This window comes from Microbacterium sp. NPDC090014, assembly GCF_044748285.1.
In the GTDB taxonomy this organism is placed as follows: Bacteria; Actinomycetota; Actinomycetes; order Actinomycetales; family Microbacteriaceae; genus Microbacterium.
In genome coordinates, this window is the sequence record NZ_JBIVFS010000001.1 from 1,541,693 (window position 1) to 1,561,460 (window position 19,768).

A 19,768-nucleotide genomic window follows, 5' to 3' on the forward strand; every position below is an offset into this window, starting at 1 on the left:
CGACTCAGCGGCCGCGGAACTCCGGCGTGCGTTTCTCCTGGAACGCCGCGAACCCCTCGCGGTAGTCGTCGGTGTCGCACAGGGCGGCCTGGGCGGCGTTCTCGAGATCGATCGACTCCCACAGCGCCAGGCGCTCGTCGCGGATCCTGGCGACCAGCTGCTTGCTCGCCAGGAAGGCGGCGGTGGCGCCACGCGCAGCGGTCGCTGCGGCATCCGTCGTCGCCTGCACGACCTCGTCGTCGGGCAGCACCCGGGAGAAGAGCCCCGACGACACGGCCTCGGTGCCGCTCATCAGCCGACCGGTGTAGATGAGGTCGAGTGCCCGGTGCGCCCCGAGACGTTCGACGAAGAGGGCGTGGCCGCCGGAGTCGAGAGTGGCACCGAGCGCGGCGAACGGTGACCCGATCTTGGCCGACTCTGCGACGTACACGACGTCGGTGGCGATGAGGAGTCCGAGGCCGACGCCGAGACAGGCGCCGTGCGCCACCGCGAAGGTCGGGGCGGGGAACCGTGCCATCCGCTGCAGCAGCGGGGTCACGAGCCCGCCGAGATACCCGATCACGTCGTCGTCACGGGGGTCGACGCCCGAGATGTCGCGACCGGCGCAGAAGGCCCGGCCCTCGCCCCGCAGCACCAGCGCGCGCACTCCCGCGGCATCCGCCTCGTCGTAGGCGCGGCCGAGATCGCGGAGCGCCTGCTCGTCGAGTGAATTCCGTTTCGTCGGCGCATTCAGGACGACGGTGGCGACGTCGTCGGCGACGGTCAGATCGATCATCCGATGCTCCTCAGACGTCGTAATCGACCACGATGCGGTCGCTCGTGGGGTGGGATTGGCAGGTGAGGACGTAGCCGCGCTCGAGCTCGTCGGGCTCGAGCGCGTAGTTCTCCGTCATCGTCACGCTGCCCTCGATGACCCTCGCACGGCAGGTTCCGCAGACGCCGCCCGCACACGCGAACGGCGCATCGGGTCGCACCCGCAGAGCGGCGTTGAGCACGGACTCGTGCGCGTCGACCGGACTCTCGACGGTCGACGAGACGCCGTCGAGATTCACCTCGATGCGGATCGTCTTCTCGCCCGCGCGCACCTCGACAGGGCGGGCGGCGCGCGCCGGCTCGTCACCCGTCGTGAAGAGCTCGAAGCGGATGTGCTCACGCGGCACACCGACGTCGGCGAGCACCTCTCGGCACAGGTCGACCAGCGAGAGCGGTCCGCACAGGAACCATTCGTCGACGTCGGTCGGATCGATGAGCGCTCGCAGGATGGTGCGCAGCTTCTCCTCGTCGATGCGTCCGGAGAGCACGGGGGCCGTGCGCTGCTCGCGGGACAGCACATGGTGCAGCGTCAGGCGCGTCGGGTAGCGATCCTTGAGGTCGGCGAGATCCTCGAGGAACATCACGTCGAGCGTCGAGCGGTTCGTGTAGAGCAGGGTGAAGCGGGAGGAGTCGGAGCGCGTCAGCACGGTGTGGGCGAGAGCCATCAGCGGCGTGATGCCGGAACCGGCAGCGATGCCCACGACGTGACGCTGATCGAGATCGTCGAGCCCGGAGGTGAACGTGCCCTGCGGACTCATCACGTCGATCTCGAACCCGGGGTGAAGGCCCGTCTGCGCCCAGGTCGAGAAGAGCCCGCCCTCGTCGCGCTTCACGGCGACGCTGAGCCGGGTCGGGACACCGGCGGAGATCTGCTCTGCCGTGCGGTGCTCGGGTGCGCGGCACAGCGAGTACGACCGGCGCACCTCCGTGCCGTCGAGCGACGTGCGCAGGGCGACATACTGGCCGGGCAGGTGGTCGTAGTCGTCGGCGAGGTCGGCGGGAACCGAGAAGGTCACCTCGACCGAGTCGTCGGTCAGCGGCCGCACCTCCTCGACGGCGAGGGTGTGGAAGCGCGCGCGCTTCTTCGTCGGCGCGGCGGCTCGACGAGGCGACGGCGCGGGCGCGGGACCGGAGAGGGCGAACAGCGACATCAGTGCACCTTGAAGTGGTCGAAGGGTTCGAGGCAGGCGCGGCATTCGAACAGCGCCTTGCACGAGGTGGATCCGAAGCGCGAGACCTCGCGGGTGTCCAGCGAGCCGCACCGAGGGCACCGCACGCTGATCGCGAGGCGGATCGGGCCGGACGAGATCGCCGAGCGCCCGGTCGGAGGCGCGATGCCGTACTCGGCGAGCTTCTGCCTGCCGGCATCCGACATCCAGTCCGTCGTCCATGCGGGGGAGAGCACGAGCCGGACCTCGACCTGTGAATATCCCGCGGCGGTCAGGGCGAGGATGACGTCGTCGCGGATCGTGTCCATCGCCGGGCATCCGCTGTAGGTCGGGGTGATGTCGACGCGCACCACGTCGCCGTCGACGCTGACCGCGCGCAGCACGCCGAGGTCCTCGATCGTCAGCACGGGCACCTCGGGGTCGGCCACGGCCGCGGCGATCCGCCAGGCGGTCGACCGGGGCGCGGTCTGCAGCGTGCCGGTCACCATGACGCTCCCGGATGCCGTCGAGCCAGGACCTGCATCTCCGCGAGGACATGGCCGAACGGACTCGCGTGCGCTCCTCGCCGTCCTCCGGCCGAGGATGCCGCGACGGCGGGAAGCGTCAGCTCGGCCCCGGCGAAGACGGCGGCGACGACGGCGTCGAAGCCCGCTCGCAGCGTCGACGGACGCGCCGCGGCGTCCCCGAGGCGGTCGATCAGGGGCTCGTCGCGGAAGAGCTCGTCGGCATACGGCCAGACGTCGCCCAGCGCGCGGATCATCCGCCGCCGGGATTCGTCGGTGCCGCCGGCGAGCCGCAGCACCCACTGCACCGCGTGGTCTCGGTGGTAGTCGACCTCTTTGAGGGACTTCTCGGCGATCGCCGCGAGGGTCGGGTCGCTGCTCGCCCGCACGGCCGAGTACAGCTCGAACATGTAGGTCGACACGACGAACTGGCGGGCGATGGTCTGCGCGAAGTCGCCGTTGGGCTGCTCGACGATCCAGGCGCAGCGGAACTCCGGTTCGTCGCGGAAGTACGCGAGATCGTCTTCGGAGCGTCCGTCGAAAGACCCCGCGAAGTGCAGGAACGAGCGGGCATGCCCGAGCAGGTCGAGCGCGATGTTGCCGAGGGCGACGTCCTCTTCGAGTTCGGGCGCGCGGGAGATCCACTCACCGAGCTGCTGCGACAGGATCAGTGCATCGTCGCCGAGCCAGAGCGCGTACTCGGCGATGTCGGCGGATGCCGCCGCGGAGCCGGTTCCGGTGAGCTCGTCACCGAGCCGCAGCTCGTCGACCGAGACGTCCCCGTGCGGGTCGCCGTGGATATCGCCCTGGATGTGGCTCACAGGTGCGGCACCCCCTCGGACGCCGTGTAGTACACGGCGTGCCGATAGTTCTTGCCGGCGGGGCTCTCGAAGTAGGCGCCCTTCGCGTCGGGGTCGCTGGTCGTGATCGCCTCGGCGGGCACCGCCCAGATCGACACGCCCTCGCCGCGTCGCGTGTAGAGATCGCGGGCGTTGCGGATGGCCATGTCGGCATCCGGGGCGTGCAGCGACCCGACGTGGATGTGGCTCAGGCCGCGGTTCGCGCGGACGAAGACCTCCCAGAGCGGCCAGGGCTCGCGGTCGTCGGCACCGGGCGTCGCCATCACGCCACCGCCTTCGTCTTCAGCGCCTGCTTGCGGGCGTACTCGGCCGCAGCCTCGCGCACCCACGCGCCGTCCTCATGGGCCGTGCGGCGGCGTTCGAGACGCTCGGCATTGCACGGGCCGTTGCCGCGCAGCACCTCGAAGAACTCGTCCCAGTCGATCTCGCCGATCACGTACTGGCCGGTCTCGTCGTCGAAGCGCAGATCAGGGTCGGGCAGGGTCACGCCGAGGATCTCGGCCTGGGGCACGAGCATGCTGACGAAGCGCTGACGCAGCTCGTCGTTCGTGAAGCGCTTGATCTTCCACTTCATCGACTGCGCGGAGTTGGGGGACTGGTCGTCGGGCGGACCGAACATCGCCAGGCTCGGCCAGTACCAGCGGTTCACGGCATCCTGCGCCATCGTCTTCTGCTCGTCGGTTCCCTGCATCAGCGACAGCAGGATCTCGAATCCCTGGCGCTGATGGAACGACTCCTCCTTGCAGACGCGCACCATCGCGCGGCCGTAGGGCCCGTAGGAGGCGCGGCACAGCGGCACCTGGTTGCAGATGGCGGCTCCGTCGACGAGCCACCCGATCGCCCCCATGTCAGCCCAGGTGGGCGTCGGGTAGTTGAAGATCGACGAGTACTTGGCCTTGCCGCTGATGAGCTGATCCATCATCTCGTCGCGCGTGATGCCGAGCGTCTGTGCGGCGGAGTAGAGATAGAGTCCGTGCCCCGCCTCGTCCTGGACCTTGGCCATCAGGATCGCCTTGCGCTTGAGGCTCGGCGCCCGGGTGATCCAGTTGCCCTCCGGCTGCATGCCGATGATCTCGGAGTGCGCGTGCTGCGAGATCTGACGGATCAGCGTCTTGCGATAGGCATCGGGCATCCAGTCGCGAGGCTCGATGCGCTGCTCGTTCGCGATGAGCTCGTCGAACAGGCGCTCGTCGTCGGACAGCTCTCCGTCGACGAGGGAGAGATCTGCGGGGCTGGTCATCATCGACTCCTCGGTTTCCGATCCGCTTTACTGACCGGTCGTTAGGTAATTCTGACACGGAGGTCGTCGCGGCGCAAGGAAGACCCCCGATGCGGTGCTCGGCGAGATGCTCGGAGAGTCGCTCAGCGCGAGCGGGAGACGAGGTCGAGGAGGGCTCTGCCGTACGCCTCGGCGGGATCCGGATGCTCGAAACGCAGGGTCTCGCCGGCGATCTCGACCTCGACCACGAAGGTGTCGGAGAGGCGGCTCAGCGCCCGGAAGGTGCCGCGCAGCAGCTCACGCAGCTGATCCTCGCGGGGGAGCCACACCGCGTCCGCGAGGGTCACGGCGTCGAGCGCCCACTCCGTCGTGCCGTTGAAGGCGAGGTCGGTGCCGCTCGGGGTCTGGCGGGCCTCGATCGTCATCTCGCTGACCGTGAAGACATCGGCTTCGGCCTCGAGCTCGACATCGTTCGGAAGATCGAGCTGAAAGCGGTCGCCCTCGGCGGGATGCCACACGAGTCCGGCGTCGCGCAGGGATACGGCCAGTTCTCGGGTGATCATCGTCCCACGCTAGACGACGTCACCGAGGCTCGGCTCGAATCCGCCTGTGGATGGTGGCGCACCGGGTGTCGGAGGCATCGGGCAGAGTGGAGACATGACTTCTCCCGCCTCTGTCGACACCCGCACTGCTGCGCTCTCGGCTCTGCGCGAGCTGGTCGGCCGCCCGGACGCCGACTTCCACGACGGTCAGTACGAGGCGATCGAGGCTCTGGTCGAGGGGCGCCGCCGCGCGCTCGTCGTGCAGCGCACCGGGTGGGGCAAGTCGGCTGTGTACTTCGTCGCGACGCTGCTGCTGCGCCGCCAGGGGGCAGGGCCGACCGTCCTCGTCTCGCCGCTTCTCGCGCTGATGCGCGATCAGATCGCCGCGGCCGAGCGGGCAGGCGTTCGAGCGATGGCGATCAACTCGACCAACGCGCACGAGTGGTCGGAGGTCATGGAGCAGCTCGACCGAGACGAGGTCGATGTGCTGCTCGTCTCTCCCGAACGACTCAACAATCCCGCGTTCCGCGAGCAGCAGCTGCCGGCGCTCGTTCGACGGATCGGCATGCTGGTGGTCGACGAGGCGCACTGCATCAGCGACTGGGGGCATGACTTCCGCCCCGATTACCGGCGATTGCGCGACCTCATCGAGCAGATGCCGCCCGAGGTGCCCGTGCTCGCGACGACGGCGACCGCGAACAGCAGGGTCGTGGCCGACGTCGCCGAGCAGCTCGGCACGGGAGGGGCGTCGGATGCCGCCGGCTCCGAGGTGCTCACGATCCGCGGCCCGCTCGCGCGCACCTCGCTGCGTCTCGGCGTCCTGCGTCTGCGCGACTCCGCCAGCCGGCTCGCATGGCTGCTCAGTCATATCGACGACCTGCCCGGTTCGGGCATCATCTACACCCTGACGGTCGCGGCCGCAGTCGACACCGCCCGGCTGCTGCGCGATCACGGGCACGACGTGCGCGCGTACACCGGACAGACCGACACCGACGAGCGCACCGAGTCGGAAGGGATGCTGAAGCGCAACGAGGTCAAGGCCCTCGTCGCCACGAGCGCGCTCGGGATGGGCTTCGACAAGCCGGACCTCGGTTTCGTGCTGCACCTCGGCGCGCCGTCGTCGCCGGTCGCGTACTACCAGCAGGTCGGCCGTGCCGGTCGTGCGAGCGAGAGCGCCGACGTGCTCCTGCTGCCCGGCGTCGAAGACCGCGACATCTGGCACTACTTCGCGACCGCGTCGATGCCGGATCGGGAGCGCGCCGAGCGGGTGATCGCCGCCCTCGGCGATCAGCCCATCTCGACGCCCGCGCTCGAGGCGATGGTCGACATCCGGCGTACTCCGCTCGAACTGCTGCTCAAGGTTCTCGACGTCGACGGCGCGGTGCGCCGGGTGCAGGGCGGGTGGGTCGCGACGGGGCAGCCGTGGGCCTACGACGCCGAGCGCTATGAGCGCATCGCGGCCGAGCGTCGCGCCGAGCAGCAGCACATGATCGACTACGAGCAGACCAACGGATGCCGCATGGAATTCCTCCAGCGCTCACTCGACGACGACACGGCTGCGCCCTGCGGAAGATGCGACAACTGCGCCGGCATCTGGTTCCCGAGCGAGATCGGCGAATCGGCGACGACGCAGGCCGCGGAATCGCTCGATCGCGTCGGTGTCCCGGTCGAGCCTCGTCGCGCCTGGCCGACCGGAGCCGACAAGCTCGACGTGCCGGTGAAGGGGCGCATCCCCGCGGGGGAGCAGGCCGGAGAAGGGCGCGCACTCGCCCGTCTCACCGACCTCGGCTGGGGCGGCACGCTGCGCGAGCTCTTCGCGGCGGGCGCCCCTGACGCGGTGGTGACGCCCCAGGTTCTCGGCGGCTGCGTGCGCGTGCTCGCCGACTGGGGGTGGGCCGAGCGCCCCGTCGCGGTCGTCGCCATGCCGTCGCGATCGCATCCGCTGCTCGTCGACTCGCTCGCCCGCGGGATCGCCGAGATCGGCCGCCTGCCGTATCTCGGTGCGCTCGACCTCGTGAACGGCGGGCCGACGGGCCAACCCGGTGGCAACAGCGTGTTCCGGCTGGCAGGTCTGTGGGACAGATTCAGCGCGCAGGGCCTCGACGTGCCGACCGGTCCCGTGCTGCTCGTCGACGATCTCGCCGACAGCCGCTGGACGCTCACGGTCGCCGCGCGCACGCTGCGCCAGGCGGGGGTGAGCGACGTGCTCCCGTTCGTGCTCGCGCTGCGCGGCTGACGGCGGGGACACCCGGCTCGAGCCCTACCGCAGGTCGTAGACCCGCTGGTATTTGCCCTCGCTCCGGGGCAGCGTGCCCGGCTCCTCGACCGTCACGTCGACGCTGGTGCCGATGTGCATCTTGATGCGGTGGGTGAGCACCGCAGCGGCGGCATCGCAGTCCTCGGCACTCAGCGACGGGTGTCGCTCGATGCGCACGGTCATCGTGTCGAGCTGCCCGACGTGGTGCAGCTCGAGCACGAAGTGCGGGGTGAGCGTCTCGATGCCCATCACCAGCTCCTCGATCTGGGTGGGGAAGAGGTTCACGCCGCGCAGGATGATCATGTCGTCGTTGCGGCCGGTGATCTTCTCCATGCGTCGAAGCGCCGGAAAGGTGGTTCCCGGCAGCAGGCGCGTCAGATCGCGCGTGCGATACCGGATCACAGGAAAAGCCTCTTTGGTCAGCGACGTGAAGACGAGCTCGCCGAGCGCATCGTCCGGCAGCCGTTCCCCGGTCTCTCCGTCGATGATCTCGGGCAGGAAATGGTCCTCCCAGATGTGCGGGCCGTCTTTCGTGAGCACGCTCTCGCTCGCGACCCCCGGCCCCATCACCTCGCTGAGCCCGTAGATGTCGACGGCATCGATGTTCAGTCGCCGCTCGATCTCACGACGCATCTCGTTCGTCCACGGCTCGGCGCCGAGCACCGCGACGCGCAGCGACGTGGTCGTCGGATCGATGCCCGAGGCTTCCATCGCGTCAGCGATCGTGAGCAGATAACTCGGCGTGCAGAGGATGGCATCCGGTTCGAAATCCGTGATCAGCTGCACCTGCCGGGCGGTCTGCCCTCCCGACACCGGGATCACGGTCGCTCCGAGACGCTCGATCCCGGCATGCGCGCCGAGTCCGCCGGTGAAGAGCCCGTAGCCGTAAGCGTTGTGCACCTTCATCCCCGCGCGGATGCCCGCGGCGTGCAGCGACCGCGCCACCAGGTCGCTCCACCGGTCGAGGTCTCCTTCGGTGTACCCGACCACCGTCGGCCGCCCCGTCGTGCCCGACGACGCGTGGACGCGTCGCACGTCGGCCATCGGCACGGCGAACATGCCGAACGGATAGCTCTCGCGCAGGTCGGCCTTGGTGGTGAACGGCAGACGCCGCACGTCGTCGAGGGTGCGCACGTCGTCGGGGTGCACGCCGTGCTCGTCGAACTTGCGGCGATAGGTCGGCACGTTCTCGTAGGCATGCCGGACGGTCCACTGCAGGCGCTGCAGCTGCAGCCGCGCCAGTCGTTCAGGCGAATGCAGCTCGGCCTCGGCACCGATCTCGGCATGTGTTGCGGTCATCGTCGACTCCTTCGTCGGGGGCAGAGCAGTGAGCGTGCGTGCGCTCAGGCGGGGTGCGAGCGGTTCGTCGTGAGCGAGCGGCCGCGGACCTCGGCGACGACATCGCCCGATTCGTCGGTCACCGTCACGTCGTACAGGCCGTTGCGTCCGCTGACGACACGGCGCACCGCGCGCGCTGTCAGTCTCTGGCCGGCGGTCGTGGATTTCAGGAAGGTGATATCGGCACCACCCGCGACCGTGACGCGATCGTCCTCGTTGCAGGCGATCGCGAAGGCGGTGTCGGCGAGGGTGAACACCAGTCCGCCATGCGTGATGGCGAACCCGTTCAGCATGTCGTCGCGCACGGTCATCGAGACGACGGCCTCTCCGGGGGCGTCCTCCTCGACGGTCATGCCGAGCATCTGCGATGCGGCATCGCGCTGCATCATCTCTCTCATGCGGCGACGACCTCGGGTGTCGGCTGCTTGTTCACCAGCGTGAGCACGTCGTAGGTGGCGACGAGCTCGTCGCTCTGATTGCGGATCACCGCGTCCCAGCGCACCTCTCCGTACTCGTCCGTCTCACGCGGCGTGATCTGCTTCGCGGTCAGCTCGACGCGGATCGTGTCGCCGGGGGAGACCGGCGTGATGAATCGCAGGTTCTCCAGACCGTAGTTCGCGAGCACGGGTCCGGGCTCCGGATCGACGAAGAGACCCGCGGCCCACGAGACGAGCAGGTAGCCGTGCGCGACCCGTCCGGGGAAGAACGGGTTCGCGGCGGCGGATGCCTCGTCCATGTGGGCGTAGAACGTGTCGCCCGTGAAGTGCGCGAACGTCTCGATGTCGGCGAGGGTCACCTCGCGCGAGCCGGAGGCGATCTGGTCGCCGATGCGGAGTTCCGCGAGCGACTTGCGGAACGGATGCCGACCGTCGCTGCGCGCGGCGGCCCCCGCGTGCCAGACACCCGTCAAGGCAGTCAGCATCTCGGGTGAACCTTGCACCGCCGTGCGCTGCATGTGATGCAGCACCGCACGGATGCCGCCGAGCTCCTCGCCGCCGCCGGCTCGACCGGGGCCGCCGTGCACGAGGTTCGGCAGGGGCGATCCGTGCCCGGTCGACGATCGTGCATCGTCGCGGTCGAGCAGCAGCATCCGGCCGTTGAACGGTGCGATGCGCGTGGCGAGCTCGACGGCCTGCGCCGGGTCATGCGTCGCGATGCTGGTGACCAGCGAGCCGCCACCTCGGGCGACGAGCGCTGCGGCCTCGGCGATGGTGTCGTAGGTGAGCAGCGACGACACGGGGCCGAAGGCCTCGATCGAGTGCGCCGCGTCGGACTGCGAGTCCTCGAAGCGCAGCAGCAGCGGCGACACGAAGGCTCCGTCGGGTGCGGTGCCGGTGCTGCCGTCTGCGCGACGGACCTCGGGAGCATCCGTCGTCCCGACGACGACCTGCCCGCCCGCCGCCTGCAGGCGATCCACCTGGCGCAGCACCTCATCGCGCTGCCCCGTCGAGGCCAGGGGACCCATGGTGACGCCCTCGGCGCGGGGGTCGCCCAGCACGGTCTTCTCAGCGAGGCGCGCCTGCACGGCGCCGATGATCGCGTCGGCCGAGCCCACCGGCACGATCGCACGCCGGATGGCCGTGCACTTCTGGCCGGCCTTGCTCGTCATCTCGGTGACGAGCTGGCGCACGTAGGCATCGAACTCCGGGGTGCCCTCGATCGCGTCGGTGCCGAGCACCGAGGCGTTGATCGAGTCGGTCTCGGCGGTGAACCGCACGCCGCCGGTCTGCACTGCGGCGTGGGCTTTGAGGCTCTCCGCGGTCGACGCGCTGCCGGTGAACCCGACGATGTCGCCGAGCCGCAGGTTCTCGAACAGGTCAGGCACGCTGCCGCTGACGAGCTGCAGCGATCCGTCGGGCAGCAGTCCCGATTCGACGAGGATGCGCACCATCGCCTCGGCGACGTAGCCCGTGGGCGTCGCGGGCTTCACGAGCGTCGGCATGCCGGCGAGGAACGCGGGTGCGAACTTCTCGAGCGAACCCCACACCGGGAAGTTGAACGCGTTGATCTGCACAGCGACCCCGGGGAGCGTCGTGTAGACGTGACGACCCAGGAACGACCCGTCCTTCGACAGCGGCTCCACGGGGCCGTCGACATGCACGCGGCTGTTCGGCAGCTCGCGGCGACCCTTGCCCGAGTACGAGAAGAGCACGCCGATGCCGCCGTCGATGTCGACCCACGAGTCGGCCTTCGTGGCGCCGGTACGGGCGGACAGCGCATACAGCTCGTCCTTGCGCTCGGTGAGAGCGAGAGCGAACTGCTTCAGCAGCACGGCCCGCTGGTGGAACGTGAGCGCACCGAGGCTCTTCTGCCCGACCGAGCGGGCGTACTCCAGTGACCCGGCCAGGTCGAGGCCCTCGGTCGACACGACGGCGACGACGTCGCCGGTGGACGCATCGCGGACCTCTGAGGATCGCGTGGGTGACGAGGGCGTCCACCACTCGCCCTGGACGTAGCTCGGCAGATACTCGGTCATCTCTCCTCGTTCCATGCGTAGAACCCTTCGCCGCTCTTGCGGCCCAGCTTTCCCTCGGCGACCATGCGGCGCAGCAGTTCCGGTGCAGCGAATCGCTCGCCGAGCGTGCGCTCCAGCTCTTCGGCGATGCCGAGGCGCACATCGAGCCCGACGATGTCGGTGGTGCGCAGCGGACCCATCGGATGCCGATACCCCAGCGTCATCGCGGCATCGATGTCGGCGGCCGAGGCGACGCCCTCCTCGAGCATCCGGATCGCCTCGAGGCCCAGCATCACGCCGAGCCGCGACGACGCGAAGCCCGGGGAGTCGCTGACGACGATCGGCGTCTTGCCGAGGGCGGCCACCCAGGCGGTGGCGCTCTCGACGACCGCCCGGTCGGTCGCTGCGCCGCGCACGACCTCGACCAGGGCCGACGCGGGCACCGGATTGAAGAAGTGCAGGCCGAGGAATCGCTCCGGATGCCTGCGGCCCGCAGCGAGATCGTCGATCGAGATCGACGAGGTGTTGCTCGCCAGAACCGCCGACGGGGGCAGCACGGCTTCGGCCCGCGACAGTGCGTCCTCCTTGAGGGCCCGGTCTTCGGGAACCGCCTCGATCGCGAGGTCGACCGCGGCGAAGGCTCCGGGATCGACGCCGGTCGTGATGCGCGCGGTCAATTCGGCCTCGTCGAGAGAGGGGTCGCGGTCGACGGATCTGCGGATGCTGCCGCCGATGCGGGTCAGCGCCGCCTCGGCGCTCGCCGCATCGCGCTCGATCACGCTGACGTGAGATCCGGCGAGCAGGAACGCATGTGCGATGCCGGCTCCCATGCGGCCGCCTCCGAGCACGCCGACCCGATTCGGGGCGCTGCCGATGTCGCTCATCGTCTCTTCTCCAGGAAGTCGGTCATGCGGCGGATCTTCTCGGGCGACTCGAACAGCTCGGCCTGAAGTTCGACCTCGATCGCCGGGTGGCCTGCTCGCGGAGTGCGCAGAGCGCGTTTGGTGTGCCGCGTCGCGAGGGGATCGTTCGCCGCGATGCGATCGACGATCCGGTGTGCGGCCGCGAGCAGCTCGTCGGCCGGATGGAGCGACGACACGAGTCCCCACCTCAGCGCCTCTTCGGCATCCAGAGCTCGGCCGGTGAGGAGCAGCTCGCTCGCCCTCGCGTCTCCGACGATCTCGGGCAGGCGCCAGGTCGCGCCGGCTGCGGCGATGATGCCGAGCCCGGTCTCGGGGTTACCGATGCGGAGGGACGGCGTCGCGATGCGGATGTCGGCGGCGTAGGCGAGTTCGGCTCCGCCCCCGAGCGCGTATCCGTCGAGTGCGGCGATCACCGGCATCGGGAGATCGTGGACGCGGATGAATGCGGTCGCATTGATGGCGCGCCGGGCGTCGTCGGCGGTGCGATCGCGCAGCTGGGCGATGTCGGCGCCCGCCGCGAAGACGCCGTCGGTGCCGGTGATGATCAGCGTGCGCGGCGTCCGCTCGAGCAGCGCGCAGAGGTCGTGCAGCGCGTCGATCGTCGCCTGGTCGATGGCGTTGCGCTTCTCGGGCCGGTCGAGCGTGGCGATCACCCGGTCTCGATGCTCCTCGATGCGCAGAGTCATGTCAGACGCTCCACGATCATCGCGGTGCCCTGACCCACGCCGACGCACATCGTGGCCAGACCGTAGCGCGCGTTCTCGCGCTCGAGTCGGCCGAGCAGTGTGACGATCAGGCGGGATCCGCTGGAGCCGAGGGGATGGCCGAGTGCGATGGCTCCGCCGTCGGCGTTGACGATCGACGGGTCGAGTCCGAGGCGGCGGATGCAGGCGAGGGACTGCGTGGCGAAGGCCTCGTTGAGCTCGACGGCTCCGAGGTCGCCGACCTGCAGGCCCGCCTTCGCGAGCGCTTTCTGCGTTGCCGGCACGGGACCCAGGCCCATGATCTCGGGGGCGAGCGCGGCGGTCGCCGAGGCGACGATCCGTGCGCGCGGACGAAGACCATGTCGCTCGACCGCCTCGGCGCTCGCCACGATGATCGCCGAGGCTCCGTCGTTCAAGGAACTGGAGTTGCCCGCCGTGACGACCTGGCCGCCTGCGACGACCGGACGGAGTGCGGCCAGCGCGTCGAGCGTGCTGTCCCGGCGCGGGCCTTCGTCGGTGTCGACGAGTCCGCGGCCCGTCTCGACGCCCACGATCTCCGGGGCGAGGCGTCCCGCGTCGATCGCCGAGATGGCGCGCTGATGGCTCAGGAGCGCGAAGGCGTCGGCATCCGCTCTGGTGATCCCGTCGATGCGTGCGATCTCTTCGGCGGTCTCGGGCATCGAGAACGTGGCTTTGTCGCGGGCGCTCAGCCGCGGGTTCGTGAAGCGCCAGCCGATCGATGTGTCGAAGGCCGCGCCGGGCTTGGCCCATGCCCGCTCGGGCTTCGCCTGCACCCAGGGCGCGCGTGTCATGGACTCGACGCCACCGGCGACGATGAGGTCGGCGTCCCCTGCGCGTACGGCGTTCGCGGCGAGTGCGATGGCTGACATCCCTGAGGCGCAGAGGCGGTTGACGGTCAATCCGGGGATCGAATCGGGGAGGCCCGCGAGCAGCACGGCCATCCGTGCGACGTTGCGGTTGTCCTCGCCCGCCTGATTCGCGGCGCCGAGGATCACCTCGTCGATGTCGTCCGCGGGGATGGTGGCTCGCGAGACTGTGGCGGCGACGACGAGGGCCGCCAGATCGTCCGGACGGATGCCGGCGAGTGCGCCTCCGTAGCGACCGACGGGGGTGCGGACCCCGTCGACGAGATAGGCCTCGGACATCGTCATCCTCTCGAACGCCCACGCTGGCGATAATTTCAGACCGATCGGTCAGGAATACGATCTCAGATCCTTCCGCGAATGGCAACTCATCCGGACTGACAGACTGGGCCCATGGCAGAGCCCGGAATCCAGGCGCCGGCCCCCAAGCGCGGCCGGCCAGGTTATGACCGCGAGCAGGTGCTCGCGGTCGCCGTCAAGGTCTTCAACGAGCACGGCTACGACGCGACGAGCGTGGCCGACCTCAGCGCGACGCTGGGGCTGACGAAGTCGGCGCTCTACCATCACTTCGAATCGAAGTCGGCGATCCTCGAGCTCGCGCTGAACGATGCGCTCGATGCGCTCGAGGCCGTCGTCGATGATGCGACCGCGCAGCACTCGCTGGCCTCCGACCGGCTGCGGGCGATCATCCGCGGCGCGGTGCGGGTGCTCACCGAGAAGCTCCCCTCGGTGACGCTGCTGCTGCGCGTGCGGGGGAACGGCGATGTCGAGACCTCCGCGCTGGTGCGCAGACGTGCGTTCGACCAGCGCGTGACCGCGATCGTGTCGGAAGCGCAGACCGAGGGGCTGATCCGTGACGACGTCGATGCGGCGGTCGCCACCAGGCTCATCTTCGGAATGATCAACTCGGTCGTCGAGTGGTATCGACCCGGGGGTCCCGTCGATCCCGACGAGCTGGGGGAGGACATCCTGCGGGTGAGCCTCGACGGGCTGCAGTCCCGCTGAGCGGGCTCAGTCGTCGGCCGGCGCCACGCGGGGAGGCCAGCTGGTCGCTCCGAGCTCGCGGGAGATGTTGCGCGCCGTCTCGCGCAGCGCGTTGAGCACCGCGTCCGAGGCGGGCGCCTGCGATGTGGGCATCACGACGGCGACCGCGGCGACGATGTCGTTCGACGCGTCGGCGACCGGCGCGGCGACGGACGACTCTCCGAGCACGGCCTCATCGGTCTCCGAGGCGCTGCCCCGCTCGGCGATGGCCGGCAGGTCGAGCAGCAGTCGGGCGACGTCGGTGATCGTGTCCCCGGTGAGGCTGTGCAGCGGCCGCTCGAAGACGGTGCGCTGGAAGCCGAGGTCGTGCGCCAGCAGGACCTTTCCCATCGCGGAGGCATGCGCGGGGATCGCCACGCCGGTCTCGAGCATCTGCTGGCTGTCGTCCGGACGCAGGTCGTGGTGGATCACGAGCACCTCGTGGAAGTGCGGCGCCCCGAGGCGCACCGGCAGGTTCGTGCGGCGTGCGAGCTCCTGCGTCCACCGCATGGCTCTGGCCCGGACGTCGAGGGTGTCGAGGTAGACGTTGCTCAGCCGCAGCAGGGTGGGACCGAGCATGTAGCGCTGCCCGCCACGCTCCTTCGCGACGAGTCCGTGCTCGCGCAGGGACTTGACGATCCCGTGCACGGTCGACGGGGGAAGGCTCAGGGCGAGCGCGAGATCCGTGATGCCGAGATGGCGCGCACCCTGCAGCAGCTCGAGCACTTTCGCTGCGCGATCGATGGCTTGGATCATCGCGGCTCCTCTCTCCGGATCGTCGTCGAGCCGGGCGGTCGCATCGGTCGTCAGGTCGATCTTGACAACTCGACTGCGCCCGAGCATATTCGACATTGACGAATAACTTTCCAATATTGCGAAAGAGCGCCGCCGTAGAGATCAAAGGAGATCGAACGATGAAGAAGCTCATCAACAACCCCGCCGATGTGCTGGTCGAGTCGCTGCGCGGCGTCGCACTCGCGCATCCGGAGCTCTCGGTCGACCTCGAGACGCACGTGATCACCCGCTCGACGCCGAAGGCGGAGGGGAAGGTCGCGATCGTCTCGGGTGGAGGGTCCGGCCACGAACCGCTGCATGGGGGATACGTGGGCCTCGGCATGCTCGACGCCGCCGTCGCCGGCGAGGTCTTCACCTCGCCCACCCCCGATCGAGTGCAGGCCGCCACGAAGGCCGTCGATCGCGGGGCCGGTGTGCTGCACATCGTGAAGAACTACACGGGAGACGTGCTCAACTTCGAGATGGCGGCGGAGCTCGCCTCGATGGAGGGCATCGAGGTCGGCACCGTGATCGTCGATGACGATGTCGCCGTGCAGGACTCGCTCTACACGGCAGGGCGTCGTGGCGTCGGACTCACGGTGCTGCTCGAAAAGCTGGTCGGCGCCGCGGCTGAGGAGGGGCAGGATCTCGATGCCGTCGTCGCCCTCGCGAAGCGCATCAACGGACAGGGGCGGTCGATGGGCATGGCGCTCACCAGCTGCACGGTTCCCGCAGCGGGCAAGCCGACGTTCGATCTGCCCGAGGACCAGATGGAGATCGGCATCGGCATCCATGGCGAGCCCGGTCGGCACCGGGAGCCACTGGCGCCGGCATCCGAGATCGCCCGGCAGCTCGTGGAGCCGATCCTCGCCGATCTCGACGTCTCAGGTCCCGCCATCGTGATGCTCAACGGCATGGGCGGATCCCCGTTGATCGAGCTGTATCTGATGTACGGCGAGGTGGCCGCGCTGCTCGAGCAGGCGGGAGTGCAGATCGCCCGCAACCTGGTCGGCGACTACATCACCTCGCTCGACATGGCCGGCTGCTCGCTCACGGTGCTGAAGGCCGACGACGAGCTGCTCAGGCTGTGGGACGCACCCGTCAACACCCCCGGACTGCGGTGGGGGGCATGATGGCGGCGATCGACACCGCGGCCCTGGCCGACTGGATCCGGCGGTTCCGCGACGTCATCGCCGAGAGGCGCGAATGGCTCACCGAGCTGGACTCGGCGATCGGAGACGCCGACCACGGCGCGAACATGGCCCGTGGCATGGATGCGGTCGTGGCGAAGCTCGACTCGGGTGTGCCCGACACGGTCGACGAGCTGCTCAAGACCGTCGGCATGACTCTCGTGAGCTCGGTCGGAGGCGCCAGCGGGCCGCTCTACGGCACGCTGTTCCTGCGGATGGGGATGGCTGCAGGGCCCGTGACCGAGCTCGATGGCGCCGGACTCGGCGGCTCGCTGCGTGCCGGCCTCGATGGCATCGTCGCTCGCGGCAAGGCCGAGGCCGGCGACAAGACCATGTTCGACGCCATGGCGCCCGCGGTGGACGCCTTCGACGCCGCGATCTCCGGAGGGGGAGACCTGTCTGCCGCGACGGCGGCGGCCGCAGAGGCTGCCGCGTCCGGTCGGGATGCCACCGAACCGCTCGTCGCCCGGAAGGGACGTGCGAGCTATCTCGGGGAACGCAGCGCCGGCCATCTCGACCCCGGTGCGGCGTCGACGACACTGCTGTTCGAGTCCCTCGCCCAGGCGACCGCGGAATCCTCCTGATGATCGGCATCGTCGCCGTCTCCCACAGTGCTCGACTCGGGGAGGCGGCGCTGGAGCTCGCCCTGCAGATGGTGCAGGGCGGGGGAGCGCGAGTGAGAGTCGCCGCAGGCGCCGGAACGGATGCGGACGGCGCGCCCGTCCTCGGCACGGATGCCGTCGCTGTCGCCGCGGCGATCGACGAGCTGGCCGCCGACTGCGACGGTGTCCTGGTGCTGATGGATCTCGGCTCCGCAGTGCTGAGCGCCGAGCTCGCGCTGGAGCTGCGGACGAGCGATGTGCCGGTGCGCCTCGCCCCCGCGCCGTTCGTGGAAGGGCTGCTGGCGGCCGTCGTGTCGGCCGCTGCCGGCGCATCGCTGGACGTCGTCGCGGGGGAGGCGTCGATCGCGCTCGCCGCCAAGAGCAGCCAGCTCGAGGACCCGTCGACGGAAGCCGCTCCGATCGAGTCCGCATCGACCGACCGGTCGGGTGCCGTGACGCGGACGGTGGTCGTGCGCAATGCGCTCGGTATCCACGCGCGACCGGCGGCTCTGATCGCCGAGGCATCTGCGGGCATCGATGTGCGACTGCGTCGACTGCCCGACGGGGCTGAGGCGTCGGGTGCGAGCCTGTCACGCCTGCTGATCCTCGGTGCCAGGCAGGGCGACCGGATCGAGCTGTCGGCACTCGGGCGCGACGCCGGGGGGGCGCTCGACCGACTGGTGGCACTGTTCGACGACGGATTCGGTGAAGGCACGGACGTCGACGCCGTCGCCTCGGGGTCGGTCGGGGCGCACGCTGCAGAGGCGGCCCCCGATTCCCCTCCCGTCCGGGCAGGCGACGTGCTGCGTGGTCGCGGCGTGAGCTCGGGCAGGGTCGCCGCCGAGGCCGTGCTCCTCGCCGCGCCCGTGCGCGAGCCAGACGAGAGCACCGTCGTCGCGCCTGGTGATCGGGAGGCCGAGGCATCTGCGATCGAGTGGGCCGCAGTGGCGGTGGCAGACCAGCTGCGGGCGCGCACGAGGGCGGCGACCGGCGAGGCTCGGGCGATCCTCGACGCGTCGCGTCTGCTGGCCTCCGACCCCGAACTGGTGGCCGAGGCGGCGGACCTCGTGCGGTCGCGGGGTCGAACGGCCGCGCGGGCGATCTGGGAGACATCGGCGGCGCACGAGAGAGGACTCGCGGCTCTCGGTGGGCGGATGGCCGAGCGAGCGGCCGACATCCGCGACGTCCGTGATCGGATGATCGCGGAGATCCTCGAGGTCGAGATGCCGGGCGTTCCCGAGCGTGAGGAGCCTTTCGTGCTGGTCGCGTCGGATCTCGCCCCCGCGGACACGGCAGCCTTGGAAGGCGGCAACTGCGTCGCGCTCGTGACGGAGCAGGGTGGCCCCACCTCGCATACGGCGATCATCGCCCGGTCGCTCGGAATCCCCGCAGTGGTCGGAGTCATCGGCGCGACCGGGATCCCGCGCGGTGCGGTCGTGCTCGTCGACGGCGATCGGGGCACGGTCGAGATCGACCCGAGCAGCTCTCGAGTCACCGAGGCGAAGGCCGCGTCGCTCGTGGTGCCGTTCGACGGCGAGGGGGTGCTCGCCGACGGACGGCGCATCCCGCTCCTCGCCAATGTCGGGGGAGCGGCCGAGGCCGTCGTGGCCGCTGCCTCGAAGGCCCAGGGCGTCGGTCTCTTCCGCACCGAGTTCTGCTTCCTCGACCGCGCCGACGCACCGACGATCGACGAGCAGGTCGACGCCTACCGAGGTGTCCTCGCCGCGTTTCCGGGGCAGAGGGTCGTGGTGCGCACGCTCGATGCCGGCAGTGACAAACCGCTGCCTTTCGCGAACTCCGACGCGGAGGACAATCCCGCCCTCGGCGTGCGGGGACTCCGGATCGCGCGACGGGCCCCGAAGCTGCTGGACGATCAGCTCAGGGCACTGGCGCTCGCCGCGGGGGCGGAGTCGGCACTCGTCGAGGTGATGGCTCCGATGGTGGCCACGGTCGATGAGGCACGCGACTTCGCGGAGCGTGCGCGAGAAGCCGGACTGGAGACTGTGGGGGTGATGATCGAGACGCCCTCCGCCGCGCTCCTCGCGTCGGAGATGCTCGAGGTCGTCGACTTCGTGAGCATCGGGACCAACGACCTCGCCCAGTACGCGCTCGCGGCTGATCGACTGCTCGGAGAGCTGGGCGATCTGAACGATCCGTGGCAGCCGGCCGTGCTGCGACTGATCAGGCAGGCGGGTGCGGCCGGACGCCGGTGGGGCCTGCCGGTGGGGGTATGCGGCGAGGCCGCTGCCGATCCCGCTCTGGCCGCCGTGCTCGTGGGCCTCGGCGTCACGTCGCTGTCGATGACACCCCGTGCGCTGGGTCGAGTCGCGGCGGCGCTCGCGGGCGTCACGGGCGAACAGTGCGATGCCGCTGCGCAAGCGGTCCTGAGAGCAGCGACGGCTGTCGATGCCCGCGCCGCCGCAGCCGCCGTACTCAACGGAGAGTGACGCGGTCGTCGCGTCAACGACATATGCGCTCTCCGGCATCATTCTGATCTCGACATGTACGGGCT

At 69.9% G+C, this 19,768-nt stretch carries 19 protein-coding genes; 5 read left to right on the plus strand and 14 right to left on the minus strand.

All coding sequences use genetic code 11. The features are described 5' to 3' along the window. Window positions 1-4: 4 nt before the first annotated feature. The 7 genes from ACIPV5_RS07275 to ACIPV5_RS07305 all read right to left on the minus strand — a co-directional run bounded on the left by ACIPV5_RS07275 (window position 5) and on the right by ACIPV5_RS07305 (window position 5,127). Entirely contained in the window at window positions 5-775 is a 771-nt protein-coding gene (locus ACIPV5_RS07275) for an enoyl-CoA hydratase/isomerase family protein (protein ID WP_400340537.1), read from the minus strand. Between the two features lie 10 nt (window positions 776-785). Beyond that, window positions 786-1,964, minus strand: a complete 1,179-nt coding sequence (gene paaE, locus ACIPV5_RS07280) for a 1,2-phenylacetyl-CoA epoxidase subunit PaaE (protein ID WP_053095426.1) — start codon at window positions 1,962-1,964, stop codon at window positions 786-788. Next, window positions 1,964-2,470, minus strand: coding sequence for a 1,2-phenylacetyl-CoA epoxidase subunit PaaD (gene paaD, locus ACIPV5_RS07285; protein ID WP_295102221.1), 507 nt, complete (start codon window positions 2,468-2,470; stop codon window positions 1,964-1,966). The genes paaE and paaD overlap by 1 nt, the downstream gene beginning before the upstream one ends. Beyond that, window positions 2,464-3,306, minus strand: a complete 843-nt coding sequence (paaC, locus tag ACIPV5_RS07290; protein WP_400340539.1) for a 1,2-phenylacetyl-CoA epoxidase subunit PaaC — start codon at window positions 3,304-3,306, stop codon at window positions 2,464-2,466. Before paaC ends, paaD begins: the two co-directional genes overlap by 7 nt. Then, window positions 3,303-3,608 (minus strand): 1,2-phenylacetyl-CoA epoxidase subunit PaaB, encoded by a 306-nt coding sequence (gene paaB / locus ACIPV5_RS07295; protein WP_400340540.1) that lies wholly within the window; start codon window positions 3,606-3,608, stop codon window positions 3,303-3,305. Before paaB ends, paaC begins: the two co-directional genes overlap by 4 nt. Continuing rightward, window positions 3,608-4,585 (minus strand): 1,2-phenylacetyl-CoA epoxidase subunit PaaA, encoded by a 978-nt coding sequence (gene paaA / locus ACIPV5_RS07300; protein WP_400340542.1) that lies wholly within the window; start codon window positions 4,583-4,585, stop codon window positions 3,608-3,610. The genes paaB and paaA overlap by 1 nt, the downstream gene beginning before the upstream one ends. Before the next feature lie 122 nt (window positions 4,586-4,707). Beyond that, window positions 4,708-5,127 carry a pilus assembly protein CpaE gene (locus ACIPV5_RS07305; RefSeq protein WP_394195366.1) on the minus strand — a complete coding sequence of 140 codons (420 nt, stop codon included), beginning with the start codon at window positions 5,125-5,127 and terminating at the stop codon, window positions 4,708-4,710. A gap of 94 nt (window positions 5,128-5,221) precedes the next feature. On the opposite strand from ACIPV5_RS07305, the gene ACIPV5_RS07310 reads away from it, so the two are divergent. After that, window positions 5,222-7,342, plus strand: coding sequence for a RecQ family ATP-dependent DNA helicase (locus ACIPV5_RS07310; protein ID WP_400340544.1), 2,121 nt, complete (start codon window positions 5,222-5,224; stop codon window positions 7,340-7,342). A gap of 24 nt (window positions 7,343-7,366) precedes the next feature. On the opposite strand, the gene paaK is transcribed toward ACIPV5_RS07310, so the two are convergent. The 6 genes from paaK to ACIPV5_RS07340 are packed head-to-tail and all read right to left on the minus strand — an operon-like array spanning window position 7,367 to window position 13,949. Further along, complete coding sequence (gene paaK / locus ACIPV5_RS07315) at window positions 7,367-8,662, minus strand: phenylacetate--CoA ligase PaaK (protein ID WP_072590916.1); 1,296 nt, start codon at window positions 8,660-8,662, stop codon at window positions 7,367-7,369. A 44-nt stretch (window positions 8,663-8,706) separates the two neighbouring features. Beyond that, window positions 8,707-9,090: a hydroxyphenylacetyl-CoA thioesterase PaaI gene (gene paaI, locus ACIPV5_RS07320; RefSeq protein WP_082297754.1), complete on the minus strand. Its 384-nt coding sequence runs from the start codon at window positions 9,088-9,090 to the stop codon at window positions 8,707-8,709. Between the two features lie 5 nt (window positions 9,091-9,095). Beyond that, complete coding sequence (gene paaZ, locus ACIPV5_RS07325) at window positions 9,096-11,177, minus strand: phenylacetic acid degradation bifunctional protein PaaZ (protein WP_400340545.1); 2,082 nt, start codon at window positions 11,175-11,177, stop codon at window positions 9,096-9,098. After that, entirely contained in the window at window positions 11,174-12,040 is an 867-nt protein-coding gene (locus tag ACIPV5_RS07330; RefSeq protein WP_400340547.1) for a 3-hydroxyacyl-CoA dehydrogenase family protein, read from the minus strand. The genes paaZ and ACIPV5_RS07330 overlap by 4 nt, the downstream gene beginning before the upstream one ends. Then, window positions 12,037-12,765 carry an enoyl-CoA hydratase/isomerase family protein gene (locus tag ACIPV5_RS07335; protein ID WP_363522028.1) on the minus strand — a complete coding sequence of 243 codons (729 nt, stop codon included), beginning with the start codon at window positions 12,763-12,765 and terminating at the stop codon, window positions 12,037-12,039. The genes ACIPV5_RS07330 and ACIPV5_RS07335 overlap by 4 nt, the downstream gene beginning before the upstream one ends. Then, on the minus strand, window positions 12,762-13,949 hold the full coding sequence (locus ACIPV5_RS07340; protein WP_400340549.1) for a thiolase family protein: 1,188 nt from the start codon (window positions 13,947-13,949) through the stop codon (window positions 12,762-12,764). The genes ACIPV5_RS07335 and ACIPV5_RS07340 overlap by 4 nt, the downstream gene beginning before the upstream one ends. Window positions 13,950-14,060: 111 nt before the next feature. Here ACIPV5_RS07340 and ACIPV5_RS07345 point away from each other — a divergent pair, with 111 nt between their 5' ends. Continuing rightward, on the plus strand, window positions 14,061-14,672 hold the full coding sequence (locus tag ACIPV5_RS07345) for a TetR/AcrR family transcriptional regulator (protein WP_053095438.1): 612 nt from the start codon (window positions 14,061-14,063) through the stop codon (window positions 14,670-14,672). A gap of 6 nt (window positions 14,673-14,678) precedes the next feature. Here the strand turns inward: ACIPV5_RS07345 and ACIPV5_RS07350 are convergent, their stop codons facing one another. Beyond that, window positions 14,679-15,446, minus strand: a complete 768-nt coding sequence (locus tag ACIPV5_RS07350; RefSeq protein ID WP_053099028.1) for an IclR family transcriptional regulator — start codon at window positions 15,444-15,446, stop codon at window positions 14,679-14,681. A 158-nt stretch (window positions 15,447-15,604) separates the two neighbouring features. Here ACIPV5_RS07350 and dhaK point away from each other — a divergent pair, with 158 nt between their 5' ends. From dhaK to ptsP, 3 genes are read left to right on the plus strand one after another with little or no spacing between them, the layout of a single operon-like run. Next, entirely contained in the window at window positions 15,605-16,597 is a 993-nt protein-coding gene (gene dhaK, locus ACIPV5_RS07355; protein ID WP_056277499.1) for a dihydroxyacetone kinase subunit DhaK, read from the plus strand. Then, a complete protein-coding gene (dhaL, locus tag ACIPV5_RS07360) occupies window positions 16,597-17,238 on the plus strand; it encodes a dihydroxyacetone kinase subunit DhaL (RefSeq protein WP_083569288.1) in 642 nt (213 codons plus the stop codon). Before dhaK ends, dhaL begins: the two co-directional genes overlap by 1 nt. Next, window positions 17,238-19,703, plus strand: coding sequence for a phosphoenolpyruvate--protein phosphotransferase (gene ptsP, locus ACIPV5_RS07365; protein WP_400340552.1), 2,466 nt, complete (start codon window positions 17,238-17,240; stop codon window positions 19,701-19,703). Before dhaL ends, ptsP begins: the two co-directional genes overlap by 1 nt. Window positions 19,704-19,768 lie beyond the last annotated feature (65 nt).